The following is a 25,765-nucleotide window of genomic DNA, read 5'->3' as shown; positions in this document are numbered from 1 at the left end:
TTCTGCATGTTCTTCGTTCTCGCAACACTTCCTAAAGCCGTACTGGGGTCGTGCCTTCGTTGCTGCATTTGCTTATTATAACAGGAGAACGTTTGTTCGTCAAGTGCAAGGCTAAAGCCACAAACGCCTCACCACTGCTGTTGAAACGGCGTGGCTTGCGGCGGGCTAAAGCCCATATCGTCACGCCCCGCAAAACTGCTCCTATCCCATCCTGTTTCGCTTGTGGAAAGGGTGTATAGAGGTTTTCCACACGCGAAGGTCTAGATAGTCATCCAGCATGAAAGAATGAAATTAAAATAACGGGAAATATGGTTTTCAATTTATAATAAATGCTACTTTGTATATTAAGTATAATAGCAATAGGTAGCCCGCTTGGAAGTGGAAGATGAAACAGGTTGAAAAGCCTCATCTTGCATTGGGAAGAAGAGAAGAGGAGTAGCGTGCTTCAAGGAGACGCGCTCCAGGTTCTCTCGCGGGGTTGCCGTGATAATCAGGTTGAAACCAAGAAAGGAACATACACGAATGCAATACGATGAGACCCGCGCGTGGAAAGACGAAGAGTATCGCGAGAGCCTGGAGGAGGCGATTGAAAGCCCAGTAGCCGAGCTGAGCGAGGCCGAGCTGGAGCAGATTACCGGTACCGGCGGCTACGGTGGTGGCGCTGGTGGTATCGGCGTTGGCGGCGGTGTGGAGAAGTACGGCACCAGCGCTTTCGGCGTCGTTGGCAACTCCTACTTCTGCGGCAACTTCTCGTATCGACCCCGCACCAACGTGAACCTCGGCGATCGCCGTGATGAGGATCATGGCGACAACGACGTGAAAGCGAGTTTTGCTAACGTTGACCTCGTACGCAACAACAGGCGCGACACTCGCAACAATCGCTTCGATTTTGGTTGCAGTATCTCAAGCGGCTTCGGTGGAAACTGCATCTTCGGTGGAAACTAGGGCTACGCCAGTAGCGCTATTTTAGACAGAAGCAAGCGCAAGAGGGTCAGGGCATATGCCCTGACCCTCTTGCGCTTGGAGTCGGGCGAGCGGGATGCGTGGGCGAGTGCAAAGGGCAGGGAAAGAAGGGCATATTGTCATGTATACTAAATATCGTTTTACATCTTAAGTATAATAGCAATAGGTGGCCCGCTTGGCAGGTGGAAGATGAAGCAGGTTGAAAAGCCTCATCTTGCGCTGGGAAGAAGAGAAGAGGAGGAGCGTGCTTCAAGGAGACGCGCTCCAGGCTCTCTCGCGGGGTGCCATGATAACCAGGTTGAAACCAAGAAAGGAACATACACGAATGCAGTATGATAAGACCCGCGCGTGGAAAGACGAAGAGTATCGCGAGAGCCTGGACGAGTCGATTGAAAGCCCGGTGGCCGAGCTGAGCGAGGCCGAGCTGGAGCAAATCACGGGTACGGGTGATGGTGGCTACGGTGGCGGCGGCTATGGTGGTATCGGCTACGGTGGCGGTGTGTCTAAGGGCTATCTCTCTGCTGGCGGCATTGTCAGTAACTCCTACTACTGTGGCAACTTCTCCATTCGCCCCCGCACCAATCTGAATCTTGGCGAGCAGAGGCGCCGTGATGGGAATCAGGGCAACGACATCTTTGCAGGACCTCTCGCAGACGTTGACCTCACGAGCACCAACAGACGCGATACTCGCACCAACCGCTTCGATTTTGGTTGCAGTATCTCAAGCGGCTTCGGTGGAAACTGCATCTTCGGTGGAAACTAGGGCTACGCCAGTAGCGCTATTTTAGACAGAAGCAAGCACGAGAGGGTCAGGGCATATGCCCTGACCCTCTCGTGCTTGAAGTCGGGCGAACGGGATGCGTGGGCGAGTGCGAAGGGCAGGGAAAGAGGGGCATATTATCATGTATACTAAATATCGTTTTACATCTTAAGTATAATAGCAATAGGTGGCCCGCATGACAGGTGGAAGGTGGAAGCAGGTTGAAAAGCCTCATCTTGCGCTGGGAAGAAGAGAAGAGGAGGAGCGTGCTTCAAGAAGACGCGCTCCAGGTTCTCTCGCGGGGTGCCGTGATAATCATCAGGTTGAAACTAAGAAAGGAACACACACGAATGCAGTACGATATGACCCGCGCGTGGAAAGACGAAGAGTATCGCGAGAGCCTGGAGGAGGCGATTGAAAGCCCGGTGGCTGAGCTGAGCGAGGCCGAACTGGAGCAGATCACAGGCACAGGTGCTGGCGGTGGTGGCATCGGTTTTGGCGGTGGTGTGTCTGAGGGCTATAAGTCTGCTGGCGGCATTGTTGGCAACTCCTACTACTGTGGCAACTTCTCCATTCGCCCCCGCACCAACCTGAACCTCGCCGATCGCCGTAATGAGGATCAGGATAACGACAACGACGTGAAAGCGAGTTTTGCTACCGTTGACCTCGTACACAACAACAGGCGCAATACCCGCAACAACCGCTTCGATTTTGGTTGCAGCATTTCTGGTGGCATCGGCGGCGGCACTTGTATCTTCGGCGGAAACTAAAGTACTCTATTTGCGCGGCTTTAGCAGCGCAACGACAAGAGGGTCAGGGCGTATGCCCTGACCCTCTTGTCGTTTGAAAAAGATCGTCTTCAGAAGCTATAGAGAAAAGCCCTAAGTAATTGCCATAGCGTATTATATATGCTTTAACGGCTATTTATATATTGCGTATACTAAGGCAGGTAGACCACTTGAGGAGTGAGGGACAGAAGGCCGCGAGTATTTTGTCTTTCATCGTTATAAGAAGAGGTGAAGTGGGGTGGTATTCTGCAAAGGAACGAACTCTGTTTTCACTGAGGGATACCAAAATATTCAGTATAAAACAGAGGAAGGAACACATAATAATGAAGTATAACATAGTATACGCGTGGAAAAACGAGGAGTATCGTGAGCAACTGAGCCAGAGCGAGCAGTCTCTGCTGCCTGAATGCCCGGTTGGCGAGGTTGAACTGAGCGAGGCTGAGCTGGCGCTTATTAACGGCACGAGTGGAGGCTATGGCGGTGGTTATGGTGGAGGCTATGGCTTTGCTGGCGGCATTGTCGGCAACTCCTACTATTGTGGCAACTTCTCAGGCGGCGGCACAACCAATCTGGGTTTTGATGGAGGCGCCTTTGGCGGAGACACCTTTGACGGAGGCATCTTTGGCGGAGGTGGCAGGTTTAACTTTTCATGCAGCGTCTCAGGTGGCTTCGGCGGCACCTGCATCTTCGGTGGAAACTAAAGAAAGAACTGGAGGCATTCGCTATAGACAGCAGGAGAGCCACTGCTCATGCCCTGGCTCTCCTGCCTTCTACGCTGTGGCGAGTTGTGCATATTGATTACAAATATGCTGAAAATATTATAATTCGCATAATACATTTAGTTTTACTTTTTAGATATACTGGTAACAGGTGTCCCGTAAGAGATGCAAATGAATTCAGAGTTGTGGGCGTAGCTACAGCTTCCAAAGAAGTGAAAGAGGTGAGGCAGAGGAAACCCCTTCAAGGGAAAAGGCTCTGCGGGCGCTGATGGGTATTACGACAATCAGGTTGAAACCGAGAAAGGAATATAGAATTATGCAGTTTGATATGACACGCGCGTGGAAAGACGAGGAGTATCGCCAGAGCCTGAGCCGGGAGCAGTGGGCGCAGTTAATTGAGAATCCAGCGGGCGAGGCCGAGCTGAGCGAGGCCGAACTGGAGCAGATTACAGGCACAGGTGTAGGCGCTGGCGGCGTCGGCGCTGGCGGCGGTGTGGCGAAGTCCGATGTTAGCGCTTTTGGCGTTAAAAATAACTCCTACTACTGCAACAACTTCTCAATTCGCCCCACAACCAACGTGGACCTTGGTGAGAATGACCGTAACAGAAACGGCGGCCTCCTTGATAACCTCACCATAGCTCTCTTTGGAGATCACACCACCACTCGGGATCGTAGAAACATTAATTTCGATTTCGGATGCAGCATTTCGGGCGGTCTCGGTAACAACGTGTGTATCTTCGGGGGCAACAAATAAAGAACACACACCTATTGACGCATATCTGATGCAACAGAGAAGAGAGCCGGGGCTGATGCCCCAGCTCTCTTTTTTTATTTCACGATAGTATACTTGCCTGCTTGTAGTGCGTTATAAGCTAGACTTTTGCCTGATTAATATAATATTAATAGAGAATTTTGAGGAAAATAATATGTGGAAAGTTAACAAAAGTCCCTGCATAGTTTAGATGCATTGCTGAAGTAAATTTAAAATACCCACCCTTCTGGTGCATCGTTGTGAAAAGATACATCATATTATTTTTCCTCTCTCATTGCTAACTCTCAGATCTTATTCCGAAACTCAACCACCTAACCCACATTCGGGGGCAAGCGGTGGCACGGCAAGCGCGCTCAGGGTTTCGGATAAGAAGCATTAGTGTTTTGAGGAAAGCATATCTATGAGCATGAAAGAGATTACCTCATCTACAAGCGCATCTACGCTTGAGCTGCAGTCATATACACATGTGAGCGCGAACTGGTACCGCGCCCTAACACTCGCGGAGCGGGCCGCTCTGCTTGCCCGCGCTGACAAACCTTTCCCTACGCCATCGCAGGAAGCGAGCGCAACTGCGAAACGGCGATTGACACGCTGGAAGGAGCAGCGCCCATTTAAAGATGAGCACTATTTTGCGCAGCGCCTGGCAAAGATTGGCGTAACGGAGGAAGAGTTCCTGCAATTGCTGAGTGTGCCCCCTGAATTCCTCAAAGAGTGCGTCACTACTGTACCTGAATGGCTACGTACCCTGCTTTCTATCTTTCAAGACGAGCAGGCGCCAGAGGAGGAGGTGCTCAAGCTCATAGAGCAGAATCAGGCCATCTCTCATTCGTTTATTACCACGCTTCAACCCCTATTGATATATGCCTACCGCCGCCTGAGGGATGGTGTGGATCGTATTGCGGAAGAATTTACGGCTCTGCCTTTTGAGCGGGAGCAGGTCGTCACGAAGCTCTTCACGCTCTTGCCAGACTTCCTCTTGAATAAGTCAGCCAAGGCTTTTGTGCTTGAGCTAAACGTCGCGCGTGTGGAAGGACGGTTGCAAGGCGAGATTCCAGAAGAACGCTTTCAAAACTTTCTGCAACAACTCAGTTCGAAACAAAACATGCTGGCCTTCCTAGAAGAGTACGTAGTACTTGCTCGTCTGCTTATTGAGGGCATTGAAAGCTGGCTGGAGGTTCACCTGGAAATCCTGAGACGGCTCTGCCGTGATTGGAAGGAGATACGCGCGACCTTCTGTCCCGATCAGGACCCGGGCATGCTGATTGAGATACAGGGTGGGCAGGGCGATACGCATCGAGGCGGACAGAGTGTGTCTGTTCTGCGTTGGAGTTCTGGCTTCCGCCTCGTCTATAAGCCACGCCCACTGTCTACAGATATCCATTTTCAAGAATTGCTGCTCTGGCTGAACGAACACGGTTTTCAACCCGCTTTTCGCCCCTTTACGCTGCTCAACCGGGAGCAATATGGCTGGGTAGAGTTTATTCCCAACGCTCCCTGCCAATCCACTGATGAGCTTGAGCGCTTCTATCAGCGACAGGGAGGATTCCTGGCGCTTCTCTACGCCTTGCAGGCTGCGGATTTCCACGCCGAGAACCTGATCGCTTGCGGCGAGCATCCCTTCTTGATCGATCTAGAGGTGTTATTCCTGCCCCTGGCGGGGGACCCGGCAGAGGCATCTGAAGATAATCAGGAAGCCCACGTAGTGGATGGGCCGCCACGCACTGTCTTAAATATAGGGCTGCTACCTAGTCGTATCTGGTCGGACGAGAATCAGGACGGCGTTGATATTAGTGGCGTCGGTGGTCGACCTGGCCAGCTCTCGGCAGTTCCTGTGTCAACCCTACAGGGAATGGGAACTGACGAAATGAGCATTAAGCGCGAGCGGGTTGAGATGGCGCTTGGTCAGAACCTGCCGACGCTACAAGGACAGTTTGTTGATCCCTTCGATTATTCTGAGTGCCTGGTGACAGGTTTTACCAGCGTGTATCGCCTGCTACTCGCTCATCGCGAGGAGCTTGTGACGAGAATGATACCGCTCTTCGCGCAGGACGAAGTGCGCTGCCTGGTCCGCCACACGCAATTCTACTACACCTTGCTGGAGCACAGCCACCATCCTAATGTGCTGCGCGATGCCCTGGATCGTGACCGGTTATTTGATCGTTTATGGTTTACTGTTGACATCATTCCGCCGCTCTTACACGTGATCGATGCCGAGACCGCTGATATGTGGGCCGGGGATATTCCTTTCTTCTATTCCCATGCCTCCTCACGCGATCTTATGAGTTACCGTGGCGAGCGTATTCCTAAGTTCTTCGTTGAGTCTGGGTTAGACATGGTGCAGCGTGAGATATTGCGCCTGAATGAACGGGACCTGGCGCTGCAAAGTTGGCTGATCCGCTCGTCGTTTATCTACCTGGTGAATGGGTCCAATAGAAATCTCTACCCTTCATTACAGCTAGACCCTACGCCGAGACCGTTCTCACGCGAGTGTGCCCTGGATGCGGCCCTGGCAGTGGGAGAGCGCCTGCACGAACTGATGCTAGAGAATGGCGAATTCATTGACTGGATGGGTGTATCAATTTTTGACCAGGAGGCATGGGGGTTAGGGCCTGCCGGCGCCGATTTGTATGCTGGCAATGCTGGCATCATCTTTTTCCTGGCATACCTGGGAGCGCTCGCAGGGAAAGAGAAATATAGTACCATTGCCAGACGGGCACTCAAGATGCTCCGTGGCCAGGTGGAGTTCCACAGGAAAGTGGTGGGTACCTTTAATGTTGGTGTGTATAATGGCATAGCATCGTATGTCTACCTCCTCTCACATCTGGGTATGCTATGGAATGAACCTGCGCTCTTCTCGGAGGCTGAAGAGTGCGTGCGTGCCATTGTTGAGCAGGTGCCCACGGATGAAATGCTTGATGTGGTCGCGGGTTCGGCCAGCGCTATCGCGGCTTTCTTGAGTCTCTACCATGTTCATCCGTCTAAGGCAACCCTGGACGCCGCTATCGCGTGTGGCGAACGCCTGCTGGAGAAGAAAGTTCAGTTAGAAGTGGGTATTGGTTGGATTACCAGGACGGAGGATGCACCGCTCGCCGGTTTGGGTCATGGCAATGCCGGTATCGCCCTCAATCTGCTCCGCCTCGCCGATATTAGTGGTGATGAACGCTTCCGTGAGGCTGCGTTACAGGCTTTCGCGTTTGAGCGACATATCTTCTCGCCGCAGCATAACAACTGGCCCGATCTGCGTGCGGAAGCCGATGGAACAGAAAAGGATGAGCAGAAGAAATATATCATGGCGGCCTGGTGCCATGGGGGAGCTGGCATTGCCCTGGCCCGCCTGGGGTGTCTGGGCTACATTGATGACGAAGCCATCCGTGCAGAGATTGAGGCGGGATTGCAAGCGACGATGAAGCGGGGCTTTGGGAACAGCCATTCGCTTTGTCATGGCGACATGGCAAGCCTGGATACGCTACTCACTGCTGCGCTTGTGCTCAATGATCCACAATATCAGGAAAATGTTGAGCATGCCGCTCCGATTCTGCTGGAGAATATCGAGCGCCAGGGCTGGGTGAGTGGTGCTCCGATGGGTATGGAGACTACAGGCTTGATGTTGGGTATTACCGGTGTGGGATATACCTGGCTGCGCCTGGCTTTCCCCAATATGATGCCCTCTGTACTACTGCTGGACCCACCTATCCAGAACAACTAAAGTTTCAGCTCAAGTGTACATAATAGCAAGGCTTGACGGACACCATCTGGTATCCGTCAAGCCTTTTTAATTAGCACATGATAGCGGCTCTCCTACCCTTCTTTTCAAGACCAAATGTTGGAACTAATGAGGACGATTGCCCTGATTTTAGTGATTTCGCTGGGAAGATAACCCCGAATTACATTCTTCACTCAGGATATATACCCAGGATTTGCGCTTTTTTAAAATTCCTAAAAATAGGCTTCCATTAGCTTTAGGAGCTTGTTTAGATAGGCTCATGTGATATACATGTATACCTGTCATTTATCCGAATATCATTTTGTGTCGATCGTATGATGGTAATAGATTGCTCGAAGGGAAAAAAGAAATGAAACAATTCCGAAAGGCAATTGCCTGTTTTCACAATGAAAGTGCGGAGTTGTCCAATGCGAAAAGCAAATGTATCTTTCATCCGAGTGGGCAATTATAAGATTAAATTGTAGCAGTAAAGGAAATAATGAATATGCAGTATGATATCGTTCGCGCTTGGAAAGATGAGGAGTACCGTCAGAGCCTGGGCCAGGAGACACTCGCTGAGAATCCTGCTGGCGTTGCGGAACTGAGCGATGAGTCCCTGGAGCTCGTCAGTGGCGGTTGTCATCGTGCCTGGCATCATGGTGGCGACGAGAATACCAGCCAGGAAAACAACGTACATGTCTCGTACATCTACAACAATAATGGGGGCTTGATTGGTAGCGTAGTTAATGTCAACGTTTGTGCCTACTCGATCAACGTCCTGGCTTCCGGTTGCAACAATATCAACCACAACAGCTAATCTCTGTGACACAAGCAAACTATACGCTTTTCTCGGAAGAGGGCTGGGGGTCATCCCTTGGCCCTCTTCCACTGTTTTTCTTGAGTGCCTGATCATTGTGTCACTTGTGCTGAAAGGTTTTGCTTCATAAATATAATTTCATTAGATAGGGAAAAGGCAGTAAAAGCGATAATTAGTACGAATCGGGACAAAGCTAGCATATTGTGCAGAGTATGAGCCTGCATAACTGCCAATGAGGGCCACCCCTACTATGTTTTTGAATATGAACTAGTGATTTCAAGGGATTATATAGATGAACGTGAGAGATATGGCTCAGGCCTCGGAGAAGCCAGGAGATAAGCAGGTGAGCGCAAACTGGTATCGCGCATTAACGCTTTCCGAGCGTATTGCTTCTCTCCCCCATAGCCAGGCGACAAATTCAACGTCCACGATAAGTGACAACGCTCGCCAGGGCCTGGCACGTTGGAAAGAACAACGGCCTTTTAATGAGGGCGATTATTTTCGTCAGCGTCTAGAGATGGCGGGGCTGACGGAGGCAGATCTGCTCTACTTACTCAACGAACCTGTAGAGGAACTGAAGGCGCGCGTGGGGGCAACGCCTGACTGGTTAATCACGCTACTCGCTGTTTTTTGCGGATCCTCAACCCCTGATACCTCCGTGCTGAAGATAATCGATGGCGAGCAACATATCCTCTCACGCTCATTTCTGGTGGCGCTGCAACCCTTGCTGGTCTACAGCTATCAGCGCTTGCAGGCCGGTGTGGATCAACTGGCAGAATCATACCCAACGCTACCCTTTGAGCGTGAGCAGGTGACGGCCTCACTGTTTAAACTGCTGCCAGAGGAGCTACTCAGTAAGTCGACGAAGACTTTTATCCTGGAATTGAATGCGGCACGTGTGCATGGGCTACTACAGGGGGAGACGCCAGAGGAACGCTTCCAGAGCTTTCTTCAGCGTTTACGCAACCAGGAGCACATTCTGGCTTTTCTAGAGGAATACGCGGTCCTGGCACGCCTGCTGGTCGAAACCTGTGAACGCTGGGTTAATACGCAGTTAGAACTGTTGCAGCGCCTGTGTCTTGATTGGGCGTCGCTGAAGGCCCTCTTTGCTCCTGGCAGTGATTCTGGGGCGCTGGTCGAGGTGCAGACGGGAAAAGGTGACACCCATCGCGGTGGCCGTAGTGTCGCGGTGCTCCGCTGGAGTTCTGGCCTGCGCGTGGTCTATAAACCACGCTCGCTTGCCACGGATCGTCATTTCTCGGCACTGCTGAACTGGCTGAACGCGAAGGGCTTCAAGCCGGAGTTTCGCACGCTGAAGATGTTGGAGCGCGAAACATATGGCTGGGTGGAGTTTATTGAGCTGTCGACCTGCCACTCAGTTGAAGAGGTTGAGCATTTCTACCAGCGCGAGGGTGGCTACCTGGCGATTCTCTATGCCTTGCATGCGGGCGATTTCCACGCTGAGAATCTGATCGCCAGTGGTGAGCATCCCTTCCTGGTCGATCTTGAGGTGCTCTTCCTGCCGCGCCTAAAAGCGCTTCCACTCCCAGCTGAGAGTGAGGGGCTGGATCTCTTGCTTGATGGGCCTCCTCATACGGTACTCAATGTGGGCATGCTCCCCAATCGTATCTGGTCGGATGGCGATAATGCGGGTGTCGATGTTAGTGCTGTGGGTGGCCGTCCGGGGCAGCTTGCTCCGACACCGGCTTCTGTTGTACAGGGGGCTGGCACTGATGAGATGCGTGTTGAGCGTCAGCAAATGAGCCTGAAATTAGGCCAGAATCTGCCCACGCTGCAAGGTGGTGAGGTTGATATTGCCTCCTACAATGAGCATTTCGTTACCGGTTTTGCCACTGTCTATCGCCTGTTGATGACGCACCGCGAAGAGTTCCTGAAGAGCCAGGTCGCGCGTTTTGCTGAGATCGAGGTCCGCTGTCTCCCGCGTAATACACAACTCTACGATCTGATTCTGGAGCATAGCTATCATCCAGACATGTTGCGTGAGGCGCTGGAGCGCGATCGCCTCTTCGACCGTCTCTGGTTTAATATCGATAATCTGCCTCAATTGAAGCCACTCCTGAATTTAGAGATTGCAGATCTCTGGGTTGGCGATATTCCTTTCTTCTATACCCATGCTTCATCACGAGACTTGATTAATGGACATGGTATCCATGTTCCAGACTTTTTTGCGAGTTCGGGTCTGGAACTGGTGCAGGCTTTTGTCGCACAATTGAATGAGGAAGACCTGGAGCGCCAATCCTGGATTGCGCGTGCATCATTTATTAATCTGGAGCTGCCAAGCGGCCAAAAACTATATCCCTCGCTCAAGTATGAGCCAACGATCACGCCGTTCTCGCGCGAGCGTGTACTGGATGCCGCGCTTGCTGCGGGAGATCGCCTGCTAGGGTTGCGGTTGGAGAATGGCGAGTTCCTTGACTGGCTGAGTATTACCTCGCGTGGGCCAGGGCGCTGGGGTCTCCACCCCTCTGATCCCGATTTATATAATGGGGTAGCTGGCATTGTTTTCTTCCTGGCGTATCTCGGCGCGCTGACCAGAGAAGAGAAATACACCTCAGTTGCCAGGCACGCCTTAAGAATGCTCCACCGCCAGATGACGTACAGGCGCGAATCGGGCCGCCCTTTTACCGTAGGTGGCTATAACGGTGATAGCTCGTATATCTACCTGCTATCGCATCTAGGGACTCTCTGGAACGATCCTACGCTGTTTCTGGAGGCTGAGGAGTACATAGGGCCGCTGGTACGGTCTGTGGCGCATGATGAGATGTTTGATGTCATGGCAGGTGCGGCAGGCGCCCTTGCGGCCTTGCTCAGCCTCTGCCAGGCGCATCCATCTGAAGCCACATTGGATGCCGCGATCAAGTGCGGTGAGCGCTTGCTGGAGAAAAAGGCGCCGCAGGAGGTTGGAATTGGCTGGATCGCCTCGGTGGAGACCGTGGCCCTGGCGGGAATGGCTCATGGCGCTGCCGGGATCGCGCTCAATTTGCTGCGCCTGGCTAGCGTGAGTGGCGATCAGCGCTTCCATGAGGCAGCATTGCAGGCCTTTGCCTATGAGCGCCATCTCTTCGCGCCAGAGGCAAATAACTGGCCAGATTTACGTTCAGGAAGTAAACCAGGGGATGAAAATGAGAAGTACACGATGTCTGCCTGGTGTCATGGGGCTGCGGGTATTGCCCTGGCGCGTTTAGGCTGCTTGCGCTTTGTTGATGATGCAGCTATTCGACAAGAGATCGAGATTGCCCTTCAGACGGCCATCTCTAAGGGCCTGGGTAATAGCCACTCTCTTTGCCATGGCGACCTGGGTAATATGGATATTCTCTTGAGCGCGGCCCAGGTACTGGAAAGGCCTGAGTTTCTTGAGAGCATTGAGCGAACCATGCCAAAACTGTTAGATACGATTGATCGACAGGGCTGGGTAAGTGGTGGTCCCATGGGCATGGAGACGCCAGGCCTGATGCTTGGCATCTCTGGAGCCGGCTATGCGCTGTTGCGCTTAGCGTTTATGCACCATGTACCCTCTGTATTGCAGTTAGAACCGCCCATCAGTGCTCAATAGTGCCTATGTGAAGTACCCCACGCTTCTGCGGCGGGGGCTTTGACAGCCACTAGCCCTCTCCTCAGAGAGAACTGGTGGCTGTGGGAGGCTTCCCGTCCGACCCACCTTCCTGATGGGTTTACCTGTCTTACGAGCAGGGAAGGCTCCTTGCAACTCATAGCAGCGGAGAATGTTGAGCGCGGCATTCCTGCTCGCTTCAGCGCTGAGACATGTTTGCAGGTGTAGAACAGAATTTAGAGAACCACGCCTTACGGTTGTCATGGTTCTCTTCGACGTCGACAGGGATACATTGATTGCCATTTTACAAAGATCCGAGAAATTTCTCTCCTTCGCCAACATCTGCCAGGCAGATTTGCTCCAAACTCTGTTCACGAGCTTGTGCAAGCCGTGCCAATCGCTTCTGAAACTGTTGTCGTGTATAAGCTCGGATAGCTTCAGATGTCCCATTCTGCGACTGATTGCTCTCAATAGAAGCAAAGTGTTTCTTCATATGCGCCTCTGCAACAGACCAGAGCGATGGATCCTGCGCGATAAGCCGCGAGATCAAAAACACTCCGTAGGCAATGTGCCGAGACTCGTCTCGTTGGAATAGGCGAAGGCCTTGTCTCAGACCAGGCATAAAGTTCGTCGAAGCAAGCATTTTGGAGAAGGGGCCATCATCGGTCTCCACCAGGATATTCTCAATAAGATCTAGCATCCTGAGGAGGCTATAATAGCCTGTCTCTGCCAAAACCCCCTCAACAATCATATTATATGTTACCGAGGCCCTCACCTGATTGGCGGGAGAAGGGTCAGTTAGCAAGCGATTCATATCTTGAGGAAGGTCATCTCTGAACAGATCACGAGCGGCATTTAAGGTGTGATACTCATGCAAATCCCCGTGTTCTTGTAGCACTTCATCCAGGATGCGCCGAACAAATTCCGTATGCTTGGCCTCTTCCCACAAGAAAGTCGTCAAAAACAATTCTTCTTCGAGGCGCCCCTCCCGCGCCATGGTCATGACAAGGGGCAACAGATCCAGCGTTACAGCTTCCTCACCAGCCTGAAAGTCAAAAATAATACAGCTCAAGGTCTCTTTGTAGACGCCAGGAGTATGTTGCCAATGTTCAATGTCGAGCGTCAAATCAATATCGCGGGGGTTCCAAATCCCCAATTTCTTTGCTTTCTGGTAGAGTTTCATGGGTAATATGTCGTGGTTCAGGCCACGATTGCTCAGCGTGACGTAGGTCCGTTGTGCCATAGAAATTCTCCTAGCCTTTTTTTCGGGTTTACTGTATGCCTATTATCTGATGCCTATGCAGGCCCGCTTTAAAATCAGCTTCCTCTCAGTATTAAGAGCGGCTTCAATTCCTCACCGGTTCTCGCTCTACCCCGTTCAACGAAGGTTGAAACCTTCCTGTTATGGCATCAAGTAAGGGTCGAGCATCGGTGTAAAAGAAGCAGTGATGGCCTGGAAACATTTGGAGTGCGAACCGCCCAGTTGTGTACGTTTTCCAAGCGGCGAGTTGATCGGCAGAGACAAAAGGGTCTAGTTCAGCGCCAAAGATGGTTAGCGGACAGGCAAATGGTTCACCAGGACAATAACGATACTGCTGCCAGAGCATAGCATCCAACTCAAACAGGTCGTGAGCCTTTCGCTGACCTTTAACATAGTTGACATGGAAAAATATGTCACTGCTGATCGATGCGGTTTGCAAAAAAGGCAACGTCTCATAGAGCATATGTGGGGGAGAAAAGCAAGCGAAGAAGAGTTGGTCGGGGCCAGGGTGATTATTATATCGACGCAACTGTTGCGCAACTTCATAGGCAAGGGTTGCCCCTAAACAATGCCCAAAGAAGGCAAAGGGGAGATCCTGGTGTTGGGATATTGCTTCAGCCATTGCTTCAATAACCATAGAGAATGCCGCATCAGGCGAAATATCAGGCTCTGGTAATCGTCCAGGGAGTTGCATGATGCATACTTCCATCGATGTCGGCAAGAAATCAGGCCAATGAGCATAAAGCGACGTATAAGCTCCCATACCCGGAAAACAAAAGAGGCGGGTAGTCGCTCGTTTGTTGGGTCGAGGATAATGTATCCAACCATCAGGTGAAGTGAACATAAATTTCTCCATATGCTTTCTCGTAAGCAGGCGCGGAAACAGCGGCGGAAGCATAGCGCTCCGCTGAAAGAAGAGCATCCCAACGCGCATCCGCTGTATCTGAGAGAAAAGGCGTTGGGATGCTCACAGATCCGCAGATATTCAAATCTGTCCAGACTCAATATCTGCGGAAGAAAACATATTCAACAGAGCATCAGTGCTTGAGTGCAGCTTCTTTTACAGAGGACGTTGGCACATCTCTTGTCGCTTGCCTGGATGATTCCTCGCTTGAGAATTGGTGCATCATCCAGCTGACGAGGTCAGAGATACTTTGAGGACGCAGGAGCTGCATAGTTGGAACGTCGATGTGTAGATCCTGTTTTATCCTATTGCGCAGCTCCATCGCCATCAGAGAGTCCAGACCAAGATCTGTGAGCGACTGTTGTGGATCGATGTCACTAATGGAGCACCCTAGTACCTGACCGAGTTTCTGCAGAAACGAGATCGAGAGAGAACTTAGGCGTTCCTCTGGCGTCATCTCCAAGAGAGCGGGGATATGCGTATCTCCGCTGTGTCCCTCCTGTGCACGAGGAAGAAGGTGTGCCCAACGAGAGCAAGAGAGAGAAGGCTGGGTGGCCGCATTCAGCTTCTCCCAATCGAGTGCTGCGATGCATGCGTGTGCCCCTCCTCTCTGGACAACATATCCAAACAGATCTAGTGCCTGTTGAGGTTGCATCGCCTGGCAGCCCATGAGATCAAGATGGCGCAGAGTGGCGGCGTTGCGTGAAACATAGCCAACCTCTTTGAGCGCACCCCAGCCTATCGAGAAGGCTGGAAGCCCTTGTGTGCGGCGATAATGCGCCAGTTTTTCGAGGAACAAATTGCCTGCCACATAGTTGCCCTGACCTTGATTACCAATGAGAGCACTGATAGAAGAATAGAGCACAAAGAAGTCTAAGGGCAGGTGCCGGGTATGCAGATGCAGGTTCCAGGCCCCCAGCATTTTGGGCGCAAGCGCCTTTGTCCAGGCCGCTTCATCCAGCTGAGAGAACGGACGATCATCGAGGACCATCGCCGCGTGGAAGAGGCCGTGCAGAGGTGGGAAGGAGGTCTGTATTTTGTCCAGAAGCGCCTTGACGGCATCCTCTTCAGTAACATCCACAGCTTCCATCAGGATGTGAATACCAGCAGCTTGCAGAGCCTCAATGGCTGGCAAGTCCTCTGGTGCGGGCTGACCTCGACGGCTTACCAGCACCAGATGGCGTGCGCCGTGTGCAGCCAGCCACGCTGCCGTTGCCAGGCCGAAACCTCCCAGGCCTCCAGTCACCAGATAGGAGGCATCTGGTTGGAGAGCGAGTGGTTGCGTTACTGACTTGTGAAGCACGGGCGCATATTGGCGTTGGAGAGTGACGACCAACTTGCCAATGTGCCGGGATTGCAGCATGTAGCGAAAAGCATCCTGGATCTGCGCAAGCTGGAAGACCTCATAGGGCAGAGGGCGATAAATGCCTTGCTCAAAGAGGTCTGCAAGCTCTTGTAATAGTGTGCGCACAGTATCTCTGTCTTCCACCAACATACGACCAAGATCGATGGCGAAGTAGGAGAGGCAGCGCCCAAAAGGCCGAAGGCCCAGCTTCTTATTTTCAAAGAAATCCCGCTTGCCAATTTCGAGGAATCGACCAAAGCTGCGCAGCACACTCAAGCTCTTCTCTGCCGCTGAACCCGAGAGCGAGTTGAGCACAATATCGATGCCCTCACCATTGGTCAGGCGCATAATTTCGTCAGCGAAGGAGAGCGAGCGTGAATCGAGCACATGCTGTACGCCGAGTGCATGCAGGTAGGCGCGTTTCTCTGGGCTACCTGCGGTTGCAAAGATCTCGCCACCCGCGGCCTGCACGATCTGAATGGCAGCCAGGCCCACGCCACCTGCCGCGCTGTGAATCAGCACACGCTCGCCTTTGCGCAGATGGGCAAGCCGATGCAGGGCATAGTAGGCCGTCATAAAGACCGCCGTTACTGTTGCGGCTTCCTCCATGCTCCAAAGAGCAGGTTTGCGCGCGACAAGACGCGCATCGGTCGTCACGAAGGGTGCAAAACAATTTGCGGCCATGGCGATCACCTCATCACCAATCTGAAAATCAATCACCCCTTCTCCAACAGAAACGATGGTGCCAGCGCATTCAATGCCCAGGGTAATTTCTTCCTTCCCATCGCCAGGCTCAGCAGGGATCAAGCCCATGACTAAGGCCACGTCTTTGAAGTTGAGACTGGTCGCGGCAATCGCAATCTCAACTTCTCCAGGGCCAGGACTCCTGCGTGCGTTGGTACTGAGTTGGAGGGCATCAAGGGTGCCCGAAGCAGTCGTCTCCAGATGGAAAGACATGGAGGGATCAGCCAGCACCATATCCGTGCGTAAGCGTTGGCTCAGAGGAACGCGCTCAATCCGATTGACAAAACGGGCGGAGTCGTGCAAAAGGATCTCCGCGTCGTTGGTTTGAATCTGGAGTTCGTCGCAGAGCGCTTGAATCTCTGTATAAGAGTAGATACCAGCCTTCGCTTCACTCAGAGTGATGAGTTTGCTGGATAACTCCGGATGCTCGCTGGCAATAACACGGACAAGGCCATAGAGCGGAGCCTGAACAACGGAGGAAGCCCCATTCTCGGAGGACAACGGCTGGACGTCACTGGTAACAATCGAGAGACGAGGCCCATTTGGGGTCTTCTGCTGCAGCACTTGTACAAGGAAGAGCAAGCTGAGACAGGCCGTATCAACGGATTCCTTGAGCAGAGAAGGAGTAACCTCGCCTGCTGGACTATCCAGTCCCCAGAGGTAGACAATGTGCTTAGGACACCCACCCGCACCCTCTAGTGTTTCAAAGAGCGTCTGTAGATCCTCACGGGAGCACGGGCGCAACAAGAAGCGATCAGGGGAAAGTTGCTGGAACTGCTCTCCTTTCTGCACCAGAATCGTCGAGGAGGCATGAAGTTGAGTCTGCATCGCTGCAGCCAAGCCCATGTCATCGGCAAAGATGAGATAGGTGGCAGGAGATATGGCAATGGGCCGCTCCTCTTGCATGAGGAAAGGTTTTTGTGCCAGAAAGACCATCTGTTCGGGCTGGTCCGTTTCAGGATGAGGAGAGAGCTCTGTTACAGCGGCGAACCCTGATGCTGAGAGAACGTCATGCCATTGCTGGTTAGTTAAAAGGGGCAGACAAGGACGCAGATCGGTATCCTGAAAAAGCCAGAAGCCTTCAAGCAGACCAAGCGTCAGTATAGCTCTGTACCACAGTGGACGTGTTGACTCGATCAGGCATAACATACCCTCAGGCGCCAGCAGTTGATGGATAGCATGGAGCGATTGCTGAATGTCACTGGTGGTATGAATAACATTAGAAGCGATAACAAGATCAAAAGAGTGCTCCTCGAATCCTTGCGTGAGCGGATCGTGCTCCAAATCGAGAATCTGGTAGGAAACGAAGGGATAGGCTTGATATTTCTGCTGCGCTCGTTGCAAAAACGCTTCGGAAAGATCAGTAAAGATGTAGGTGGAGCGATCTGCTGGTAGGATGGGAAGCATATACGAAGTGGTGCCGCCTGTACCTGCGCCAATCTCCAGGATACGCAATGTCTGACCTTCAGGGAGTTGATTTACAAGCTGATGAAGCATCTCTTGAGCGATGCTATTGCTTCTTCTGAGAAGGAGCTCATTGGTATAGAGGTGTTCGAGTAGGGTGGCATCACCATCGGGAAAGAGCACAGAGAGCGGGTCGATTGCTCCTGTGAGGATCTCTGCCAGCTGATGTCCACAGCGCTTCACTAGAAGCAGGCCGAGATGATTTTCGGGATGGCCTGTGAAGCCTGTACGAAGCAGTTCCTGGAGGTTCATGTCCTCTGGCATATGCACGACGGTCCAGCCCTCCTGAGACGGAGTGAGAATATGCTCCTCAGCCAGCACGAGGCACCAGGCATGCAGCAGACGCTCATAACGGGGAAGAATGTGCAAGCGTGAGAGTAACTGCGAGACTGTGATGCGCTCACCCACCTGCATGTCCCAGCCAAGTTGGCGGAGGGTGATCAGTATATATGCCAGAGAGAGTCGATCGGTGAAGGGCTGCGTATGTTGATAGTAGCGCTCGGTTGGGAATTCCCGGCAGACCTGTTCAATGCCAGGATATGCTTGAGCCGCGAGAGCAGCGACGGAAGGAAGTCTGCCTACACCGTGCTTCAATGAAGGCAGAGGCGTAGGAACCCAGGCTTCTTCATAGATGTGCTTATCCGGAGAGAGTGAGGTATGCTGGTCCGAGAAGTTGGCCGCCTGTAGACGCACACCGGTGATTTCAACCAGCACGTGGCCCTGACTGTCGAGTAGCTCATAGTCGGCAGTCAGAGAGTGTGTTCCTTGTGCGACCAGCCGAGCATAACTGTAAAGCGGCGTCAAGGGCAATTTCTGAACATAACAGCGGAAACGCTCGATACTGACGGGAAGGAAGGACCGAGCATCATGTTGAATGCTCAAAGCCAGCAAGACCTGTATACAGCAGTCGAGGACGGCCGGATGTAGCAGGTAATCCTGGGCATCTTCTGGAAGGCGAACCATACCGAGCGCCTCCTGCTCACCCAGGGAAATATGCTCCACCAGTTGGAAGGCCGAGCCATAGTGATACCCTCGGAGGCGACACTCCTGATAGAAGTCCACAGCTGTTAGCTCGTGCTGACAGCGAACGCACAGCGCGTCCACATCAACGGCTGTCGGCGCTGAGAGAGACAGGGGCGTGAGTTGAGCACTGGCGTAGGTAAGCCAGCCGCCAGACACGTGACCGCGTAACTCAATCTTGCCGTCCTCAGGCAGCAAGATCGTCTGAAGAGTGAGTTGCTGATCATCACTGAGGAAGAGCGGGCGCTGAATCTGTATCTGCGCAAGCTCATAGGCCCTATCTTGGAAGTGATCACCAGCAGCAGCCAGGAAGAGTTCAGGATAGCCAGCTGCAGGAAAGAGCGCCACACCATCAACCTGATGATCACGCAGATAGCGAAGATCGTGATTGCCAAAATGATTCTCCCACAGTGGCAATGCTGCCGCAAGACGATAGCCCAGTAAGGGATGGACAGTATGGCCCTGCATCCCTTGAGAAGAGACTTGGGGTTCGTTCCAGAAACGTTCGTGCTGCCAGGGATACGTAGGCAGTTTGATATACTTGCCACCAGCAACAAGATGCTCCCAGGCAACGGGGAAGCCGAGGGTGTAGAGCGAGGCAAGCGAGCGCAAGAGAAGCTGTTGATCGTTCTCCTTGCGACGCAATGAAGGGAGAATGATCGCTTGCTTGTCGACCAGGCACTCAGCAATGTATCCGGAGAGCACCGGGTGAGGGCCGACCTCAACAAAGGTGGTAAAACCATCATCGAGCAGGTGTTGGACGCCAGGGGCGAATTGGACCGGGCAGCGAAGGTTCTGCCACCAATAGCCTGCATTGCAGTTGTCGCCATGCATAGAGGCCCCAGTCACTGTCGAAATGAAGGGGATGTGGCCCTCTCGCGGCTGAAGACCCTGTGAGGACTGCAGGAATTCTTCGCGGAGTGGGTCCAGCGTTCCGTGATGGAAAGCGTAGTTGAGCTTTAAGAAGCGGCAGAAGATACCCTGCTCGACAAGAGAAGCGGTGATCTCCTCCAGCGCCGCTTTCTCGCCAGAGAGCGTTACCGATTGAGGAGAGCTGACTGAAGCCAGCGAAACGCGCGATCCATATGAGGCGATCAGCTCATGCGCTTTCTCTGCGGAGATGCCTACAGCTACCATCGCGCCCTGGCCCGCCGTCAGCTCCTGCAAACGACTGCGGTGGTAGAGCACCTGGATAGCATCTTCAAGGCTGAGTATGCCGGCCACGTAGGCGGCGGCGATCTCACCGACGCTATGGCCAATCACCGCCTGCGGCTCAATGCCCAGGGATTTCCATACCTCCGAGAGCGCGATCTGGAGCGCAAAGAGTGTGGGCTGAGCGACCTCGGTACGATCCATGCGCGAACGTGTCTCATCGGTCAGTAACTCTTCAATGAGCGACCAGCCTGCTAGTGGAAGCCAGCGCCGATCACAACGCTCGATGATAGAGCGAAAGAGCTCATCGTGGGTCAGCAAGTGGCGACCCATAGCAAACCACTGCGGACCATTACCCGAGAAGACAAAAACGAGCCTCTTGGCGTCGTCCTTCAGAGTGTGATTGAGGGCCACACCCTGAAGGGTAATGCCGGGGCGATGAGCGGAGGCGAGGAATACCTGGAGTTTTTCTTTAAGGTCATCGAGGGAAGTGACCGTCAGCGCTAGGCGATAGGGATGGTGTTCACGGTGCAAGCTGGCGGAGAAGCAGAGATCGCGCAGAGAAGGCGTGCCAGGCTTATCCAGGAAGTCAAGAACAGCTTGCGCAAGCGCGCCCAGGGCCCGAGGGCTACGCGCTGAAAGTGGGAGCAGGAAGGATTGATCCTCTCCGAAAGGAGCAGAGGTAAGCTCGGCTGGAGCCGATGCGGAGTACTCTTGCAGAATGGCATGGGCATTGGTCCCGCCGAAGCCGAAGCTATTGATGCCGATGATGTAGGGATCGTCAAAGGGAGGAAGAGCCTCGGTAGTGGTTTGCACCTTGAGGCGCAGTTGCTCAAAGGCGATTCTCGGATTGGGATTCTGGAAATGTAGATTGGCAGGGATCTGGCGGTGCTTGAGGGCCAGCGCGGCTTTGATAAGACCAGCTATGCCCGATGCGCCCTCCAGGTGGCCAATATTGGTTTTCACTGAGCCGATGCGCAGTGGCTGCTCCTGAGAGCGGTAAGCAGCAAACGCTTCGCCCAGCGCGCTACACTCGACGAAATCGCCTGAGCTGGTACCGGTGCCATGTGCCTCAATGTAGTGGACCTGGTGTGGAGTTATTCCCGCTTGTGCGTAGACCTGGCGCAAGAGCGCGACCTGGGCCTGCTGGCTCGGGTAGTGCAAGTTCGGTGTGCGACCATCCTGATTGATGGCTGTAGCACGAATGACGGCATAGATCGGATTGCCGTCTGTCAGCGCCTGAGAGAGCGGCTTGAGCACAGCCACACCGGCACCCTCACCACGCACATACCCATCGGCGGCAGCGTCAAAGGTGCGACAGCGGCCATTAGGAGAGAGTATGCCTGCCTTGCTGAAATTGATACTCATATTCGGATCGAGCAAGATATTGACGCCAGCAGCGAGTGCGAGTTCGCACTCGCCGTGTCTGAGGCTTTCACAGGCCAGATGGACAGCGACCAGAGAAGAGGAGCAGGCGGTATCGACGCTGAAACTGGGACCATGGAAATCGAAGAGATAGGAGATGCGGTTGGCTGCGATGCTAAGGGCATCACTACCTGCACTGCTGTAAGGATTAGCTGCCGTCGGATCTTGTCGCTGAATATCCGAGTAGTCGCGAGAGCAAATACCGACAAAGACGCCGGTCCGTGAACCAGCCAGCTGTTGTGGAACCAGTCCAGCATCTTCGAGCCCCTCCCAGGCGACTTCGAGCAACAGGCGCTGCTGGGGATCCATGCGACTTGCTTCCATGGGCGAGATGCCAAAGAAGGCCGCATCGAACTGATCAACCTGTTTGAGGAGCGAGGCATGACGGGAATACATTTTGCCAGGTTGACTGGGGTCGGGATGATAGTAGCGGCGCAGATCCCAGCGCTCAGTTGGGATCTCTCCAACAGGATCGGTGCCATTCAACAACAGTTCCCAGAATGCCTGGGGACTGTTGGCGTCACCTGGAAAGCGGCAGCCGAGACCAACAATCGCTATGGGTTCAGTGGAATGATGCGAATCCATGCACAACCTCCATTTATTGTCAGCCAGCCCAAAGGTGGACTGGTGTTACCGATATGAACTATGAGGAAGATCATCCGCCCTTGCGGGACTGACGCCATAATGCAAGGAGCGTGCTTCAAAACCGTTTCATTGAGGGCCATTCTAATCCAGCAGCTCTCTCTTTTGAAGCGCATACATAGACATATATCTCACGATTCGATAATTTATAGAATTTAAAAGGATTTTGCAGCTCATCCTCTCCCTTTCTCATATAAATCAAGCCCCAAAATTCATTCAAAAACATTTTTACTTAAAATAACTATTTTATCTTCATTTGATGAGTAATTAAATTGCATCATATACTATAAAGTGACTAATAAGCATAAAATGCATTTCTACAAGGAAAACATTGTACAAGTACACGAAAATCGTTTTGTATGCAGTTGAGCCTGTCCCTAGTATATTATTGACCTGAGCATGAGGATCTAAAGTGAAGCACGATGCGAGCCGATGAACGGAGGTATGAGCAAGAAAGAACCCCTTCCCAAAGATTGGCGCGAAGGTCGACGACTGCGTGCCTGGCAACTGTATCAGCAAGGCTGGAAACAGAAAGACATCGCCGAGGCCTTGGGAGTCACTGAAGGTGCGGTGAGTCAATGGATGAGTCGAGCGAAGCAAGATGGTCCTGATGGGCTGCGCCACCAGCCACCACCAGGTCCCCAACCTAAACTGACTGAGGAACAACGCGCCCAGTTGCCTGACCTGCTGGCCAAAGGATCCGAGCACTATGGATTTCGCGGTGAGGCCTGGACCACGGCTCGGGTGGCAGTGCTGATCAAGCAGCAATTTGGTGTCAGGTATCATCCAGCCCATTGTAGCCGCCTCCTTCGCGCAGCCAAGCAGAGTGTGCAAAAACCGATTGAACTGGCCACCCAAAGGAATGAAGAGGCCATCAAGGCATGGAAAGAAGAGCGCTGGCCTGCCCTCAAAAAAAAGCAGAGCAAGAAAAGCGGCAGATCGTTTTTGTAGACGAGGCGGGCTTTTATCTCTTGCCGATGGCGGTGCGCACGTATGCTCCTGTGGGCCAAACGCCGGTCCTGCGCGTGCCGCTGACGTATGACCACATCTCGGCTATTGGTGCGCTGACTCCCGAGGGGCGTCTCTTTATGCAGACCCAAGAACGCTCTTACAAGGGACCAGATGTGGTGGGGTTTCTGCGACTGCTTTTGCGCGAGATCCCAGGCAAGTTGCTCGTCATCTGGGACGGTTCCACCATCCATCGCTGCCAGGCCGTCAAAGATTTCCTGGCGCAAGGCGCTGCTGCACGCATTCACCTGGAACGTTTGCCTGCCTATGCACCCGAGTTCAATCCCCAGGAAGGAGTCTGGAATCTGCTTAAACGTCGTGAACTCAAGAATCGCTGTTGCAAGGATCTGTCTGAGCTTGAGCATGAACTGCTGCTCGCCCGTGCAAGGCTCAGGCATCGCAAGCAGGCTCTGCGTCACTGTTTTGCTCATGCCGGCTACTCTCTTTAGGTTTTTATGCTCAGATCAATAAGGAGGAAATCGTTCTGTAGTGGACCCGGTCGAGGATCAGGAAAGATCCTCTATGTCAAGTCTAAAAAGCGCATCAAGAAAACCGAGAGGGTTTACGATCTCGTTTACAATCATGGCTTCATCAATGTTAGCATCGACCACGATACTGCTGAATTTGCGGTCGAGAGCATCCAGCAGTGGTGGCGGCAATCTGGCAAGATGCCTTACCCCAACATGAACCAGATCCTCATTATCGCTTTCAAAGAAACAGACGAACCGTTCTTTTTCTGCGGGAGTGATGATCTTAATTTCCACGATAACTGGCTTATTATTGCAATGGCTCGTATGGAGTCTAATGCTGATATCTGTGTTGTGGGAACGAATGATCTAGCTTATCCTGGAGTTCTAAACGGAACTCATGCAAATCACTATCTTGTTCGTCGCTCCTATATTGAGGGTCCAGGCGGTGTTGTCGGGATACCTGGTCAGGTTTTATATGAATATGACCACTTTTGTTGCGACGACGAATTTATAGAAACGACTCAGTCCAGGGGCGTCTTTATGCCATGCCTTGAGAGCGTGGTCGAGCATTTGCATTGGGTCTGGGGAAGGCACAGATAGATAGCACCTATCAGAAAGATATGGATACGTCTTCTAAAGATAGAAGAATCTATCTCTCGCGACGACATTTGTGGCAAAAAAGAATCTTAGTTACTGGCGCTGGCGGTGGGTCATACGCACTTTTGATGATGAAGTGAAGGACAACCGCTGTAAGGTTCACGCGGCATGACTCACTTGTAGGGGTCCCGACTTAAAACCCCTTCAAAATTCCGGCAAGGGCGACCAAGAAAGCGGCAGCGACGAACGGGAAGATTGCTCTGGCTCGGCGGATGTTCGATGATCAGAGTCATTCTGTTCTAGAAATGTGTGCGACACTTAGAATCTCTCGTACGACCTTGTATTGGTCTATCAAAAAGACCAGGGCTGGAGCACCTGAACCTCAAGCTCAGCGGAATACGCGTTGAGATCATTACCAGATGTACCTGCCCTTAGCGGAATCTAGAGGGAAAAATATGTCGGAACCCCCAATTGGTAGAGACTCTACAAAACTGAGTCAAGGTAAGTTCGCTATGTTGAGATCAATAGTACTTAACCTTTGTGGGAATTTTGAAAACAGCACGAAAAGAGTACACTATATTTAGCCCGTCTTCGGTTGTGGAGCGAGGTTAGCCGCTCACAGCACCATTGGCAAGGGACACATCTGTTCAATTGATTGCTGAAGCAGCGGTGCATCTAGGAAACAAATCAGGAAAAAGAGAATGGAGAGCTCACATGGCAGAAGTATTGACACGCGAGGAGATGGTTAGGCGGATTGTAGAGGTAGGGCGACGCGATCATCGCATTGCGGGCCTGGTTGACTATGGTTCCAACGGGGGGCTCGCACTCGATCCATGGTCTGATATCGATGTAGCCGTCTTTCTCCATGACACGCAGTTCGAGGCCTTTGTATTGGCACTGCCGGAGTGGCTTGCTCAGTTGGGAGAGCCGCTCCTTCTCATAAATGCTGTAAATCCGGTACGTTCGTCTACACGTGTGGTCTTCGATACGGAGCAATTGCCCTTGCGGGTCGATATAGTGTACTATTACCTGACCGAAATGAGCAGTGCTCTGCGCTTTCCGCAAATCCCGACAGCAGATACGGCAAGCGTCTGGTATGATGCGACGAATGGGGAACTAACTTCCTGCATGCGCCAATTACCCAACTCCAATCTGCATCCGTCGGATCTACAAGAGGTTTTTGAGCAGACTGCGCGTGGGTTCTGGTATTGTCTGCTCGAAAACGTTTGCAAATTGCGGCGTGGTGATCAGTGGTACACCCGCCAGCTTTTTCATAACGCGGTTGTTCCCCGACTCATCGATCTCCTCAGACTGCACGAAGGCGCCATCTCCCGCTGGGATGCAAATCAGAGAATCAAGGGAATTGAACAAGCCCTCTCGCCTGAGTTCCTGACCCGGCTCAATGCCTGTCTTCCTGATGCTGCATCTCTGAGGGGTATGACAGATGCGATCAAGAATACAGCTACTTTAGCCATTGAGGTATGTAGTAACGCTGCCGCGCAGCATGGCTATGTTTGGCCAGAGGTTCTGGCTGAGCGTGTAGAGAAGAGTCTTGCTCAAAGTTGAAAGGACTTTTCCACATACCCTTATAGTTGAAGTATCTCTCTGGACTGCTCCCCAAAAGCCACTCCAGCTCAGAT

The 25,765-nt window shown here is 52.5% G+C and carries 14 protein-coding genes and 1 pseudogene; 12 read left to right on the top strand and 3 right to left on the bottom strand.

Annotated features, from left to right (window positions below; translation table 11 throughout):
• The first annotated feature begins 522 nt into the window (after positions 1–522).
• The 8 genes from KTE_RS06080 to KTE_RS06045 all read left to right on the top strand — a co-directional run bounded on the left by KTE_RS06080 (position 523) and on the right by KTE_RS06045 (position 12,096).
• Positions 523–945 (top strand): mersacidin/lichenicidin family type 2 lantibiotic, encoded by a 423-nt coding sequence (locus tag KTE_RS06080; RefSeq protein WP_201379547.1) that lies wholly within the window; start codon positions 523–525, stop codon positions 943–945.
• A gap of 343 nt (positions 946–1,288) precedes the next feature.
• Positions 1,289–1,726, top strand: a complete 438-nt coding sequence (locus KTE_RS06075; protein ID WP_201379545.1) for a mersacidin/lichenicidin family type 2 lantibiotic — start codon at positions 1,289–1,291, stop codon at positions 1,724–1,726.
• A gap of 347 nt (positions 1,727–2,073) precedes the next feature.
• Positions 2,074–2,493, top strand: a complete 420-nt coding sequence (locus KTE_RS06070) for a mersacidin/lichenicidin family type 2 lantibiotic (RefSeq protein ID WP_201386991.1) — start codon at positions 2,074–2,076, stop codon at positions 2,491–2,493.
• A 341-nt stretch (positions 2,494–2,834) separates the two neighbouring features.
• Positions 2,835–3,212, top strand: a complete 378-nt coding sequence (locus KTE_RS06065) for a mersacidin/lichenicidin family type 2 lantibiotic (protein ID WP_201379544.1) — start codon at positions 2,835–2,837, stop codon at positions 3,210–3,212.
• A gap of 334 nt (positions 3,213–3,546) precedes the next feature.
• Entirely contained in the window at positions 3,547–3,984 is a 438-nt protein-coding gene (locus KTE_RS06060; protein WP_201379543.1) for a mersacidin/lichenicidin family type 2 lantibiotic, read from the top strand.
• Between the two features lie 418 nt (positions 3,985–4,402).
• Positions 4,403–7,708 carry a type 2 lanthipeptide synthetase LanM family protein gene (locus KTE_RS06055; RefSeq protein ID WP_201379542.1) on the top strand — a complete coding sequence of 1,102 codons (3,306 nt, stop codon included), beginning with the start codon at positions 4,403–4,405 and terminating at the stop codon, positions 7,706–7,708.
• A gap of 502 nt (positions 7,709–8,210) precedes the next feature.
• Positions 8,211–8,522, top strand: a complete 312-nt coding sequence (locus tag KTE_RS06050; RefSeq protein ID WP_201379541.1) for a mersacidin/lichenicidin family type 2 lantibiotic — start codon at positions 8,211–8,213, stop codon at positions 8,520–8,522.
• A 292-nt stretch (positions 8,523–8,814) separates the two neighbouring features.
• Entirely contained in the window at positions 8,815–12,096 is a 3,282-nt protein-coding gene (locus KTE_RS06045) for a type 2 lanthipeptide synthetase LanM family protein (RefSeq protein ID WP_201379540.1), read from the top strand.
• A 301-nt stretch (positions 12,097–12,397) separates the two neighbouring features.
• Here the strand turns inward: KTE_RS06045 and KTE_RS06040 are convergent, their stop codons facing one another.
• From KTE_RS06040 to KTE_RS06030, 3 genes are all read right to left on the bottom strand, one after another.
• Complete coding sequence (locus KTE_RS06040; RefSeq protein ID WP_201379539.1) at positions 12,398–13,336, bottom strand: ribonucleotide-diphosphate reductase; 939 nt, start codon at positions 13,334–13,336, stop codon at positions 12,398–12,400.
• 103 nt (positions 13,337–13,439) lie between these two features.
• Positions 13,440–14,210, bottom strand: a complete 771-nt coding sequence (locus KTE_RS06035) for a thioesterase II family protein (protein WP_201379538.1) — start codon at positions 14,208–14,210, stop codon at positions 13,440–13,442.
• A 181-nt stretch (positions 14,211–14,391) separates the two neighbouring features.
• On the bottom strand, positions 14,392–21,993 hold the full coding sequence (locus KTE_RS06030; RefSeq protein ID WP_201379537.1) for a type I polyketide synthase: 7,602 nt from the start codon (positions 21,991–21,993) through the stop codon (positions 14,392–14,394).
• 501 nt (positions 21,994–22,494) lie between these two features.
• Here KTE_RS06030 and KTE_RS47375 point away from each other — a divergent pair.
• From KTE_RS47375 to KTE_RS06015, 4 genes and pseudogenes are all read left to right on the top strand, one after another.
• Complete coding sequence (locus tag KTE_RS47375; protein WP_236600299.1) at positions 22,495–23,001, top strand: IS630 family transposase; 507 nt, start codon at positions 22,495–22,497, stop codon at positions 22,999–23,001.
• A complete protein-coding gene (locus KTE_RS47370; RefSeq protein ID WP_236600298.1) occupies positions 22,932–23,507 on the top strand; it encodes an IS630 family transposase in 576 nt (191 codons plus the stop codon). Before KTE_RS47375 ends, KTE_RS47370 begins: the two co-directional genes overlap by 70 nt.
• Before the next feature lie 111 nt (positions 23,508–23,618).
• Positions 23,619–23,765, top strand: a pseudogene (locus KTE_RS49465) (ISAzo13 family transposase); the annotation flags it as partial.
• A gap of 1,074 nt (positions 23,766–24,839) precedes the next feature.
• Positions 24,840–25,691 (top strand): aminoglycoside 6-adenylyltransferase, encoded by an 852-nt coding sequence (locus KTE_RS06015; RefSeq protein WP_201379535.1) that lies wholly within the window; start codon positions 24,840–24,842, stop codon positions 25,689–25,691.
• Positions 25,692–25,765 lie beyond the last annotated feature (74 nt).

It is taken from the genome of Ktedonobacter sp. SOSP1-85 (genome assembly GCF_016587415.1).
Taxonomy (GTDB): domain Bacteria; phylum Chloroflexota; class Ktedonobacteria; order Ktedonobacterales; family Ktedonobacteraceae; genus Ktedonobacter.
The sequence above is the reverse complement of the archived record's forward strand: the minus strand, read 5'-3'. Positions and strand labels throughout refer to the sequence as shown.

Excerpts from the sequence above, each read along its gene's own strand:
- KTE_RS06080 (WP_201379547.1), top strand. The coding sequence starts at position 523 with ATGCAATACGATGAGACCCGCGCGTGGAAAGACGAAGAGTATCGCGAG.
- KTE_RS06075 (WP_201379545.1), top strand. The coding sequence starts at position 1,289 with ATGCAGTATGATAAGACCCGCGCGTGGAAAGACGAAGAGTATCGCGAG.
- KTE_RS06070 (WP_201386991.1), top strand. The coding sequence starts at position 2,074 with ATGCAGTACGATATGACCCGCGCGTGGAAAGACGAAGAGTATCGCGAG.
- KTE_RS06065 (WP_201379544.1), top strand. The coding sequence starts at position 2,835 with ATGAAGTATAACATAGTATACGCGTGGAAAAACGAGGAGTATCGTGAG.
- KTE_RS06060 (WP_201379543.1), top strand. The coding sequence starts at position 3,547 with ATGCAGTTTGATATGACACGCGCGTGGAAAGACGAGGAGTATCGCCAG.
- KTE_RS06055 (WP_201379542.1), top strand. The coding sequence starts at position 4,403 with ATGAGCATGAAAGAGATTACCTCATCTACAAGCGCATCTACGCTTGAG.
- KTE_RS06050 (WP_201379541.1), top strand. The coding sequence starts at position 8,211 with ATGCAGTATGATATCGTTCGCGCTTGGAAAGATGAGGAGTACCGTCAG.
- KTE_RS06045 (WP_201379540.1), top strand. The coding sequence starts at position 8,815 with ATGAACGTGAGAGATATGGCTCAGGCCTCGGAGAAGCCAGGAGATAAG.
- KTE_RS06040 (WP_201379539.1), bottom strand. The coding sequence starts at position 13,336 with ATGGCACAACGGACCTACGTCACGCTGAGCAATCGTGGCCTGAACCAC.
- KTE_RS06035 (WP_201379538.1), bottom strand. The coding sequence starts at position 14,210 with ATGGAGAAATTTATGTTCACTTCACCTGATGGTTGGATACATTATCCT.
- KTE_RS06030 (WP_201379537.1), bottom strand. The coding sequence starts at position 21,993 with ATGGATTCGCATCATTCCACTGAACCCATAGCGATTGTTGGTCTCGGC.
- KTE_RS47375 (WP_236600299.1), top strand. The coding sequence starts at position 22,495 with ATGAGCAAGAAAGAACCCCTTCCCAAAGATTGGCGCGAAGGTCGACGA.
- KTE_RS47370 (WP_236600298.1), top strand. The coding sequence starts at position 22,932 with ATGGAAAGAAGAGCGCTGGCCTGCCCTCAAAAAAAAGCAGAGCAAGAA.
- KTE_RS06015 (WP_201379535.1), top strand. The coding sequence starts at position 24,840 with ATGGCAGAAGTATTGACACGCGAGGAGATGGTTAGGCGGATTGTAGAG.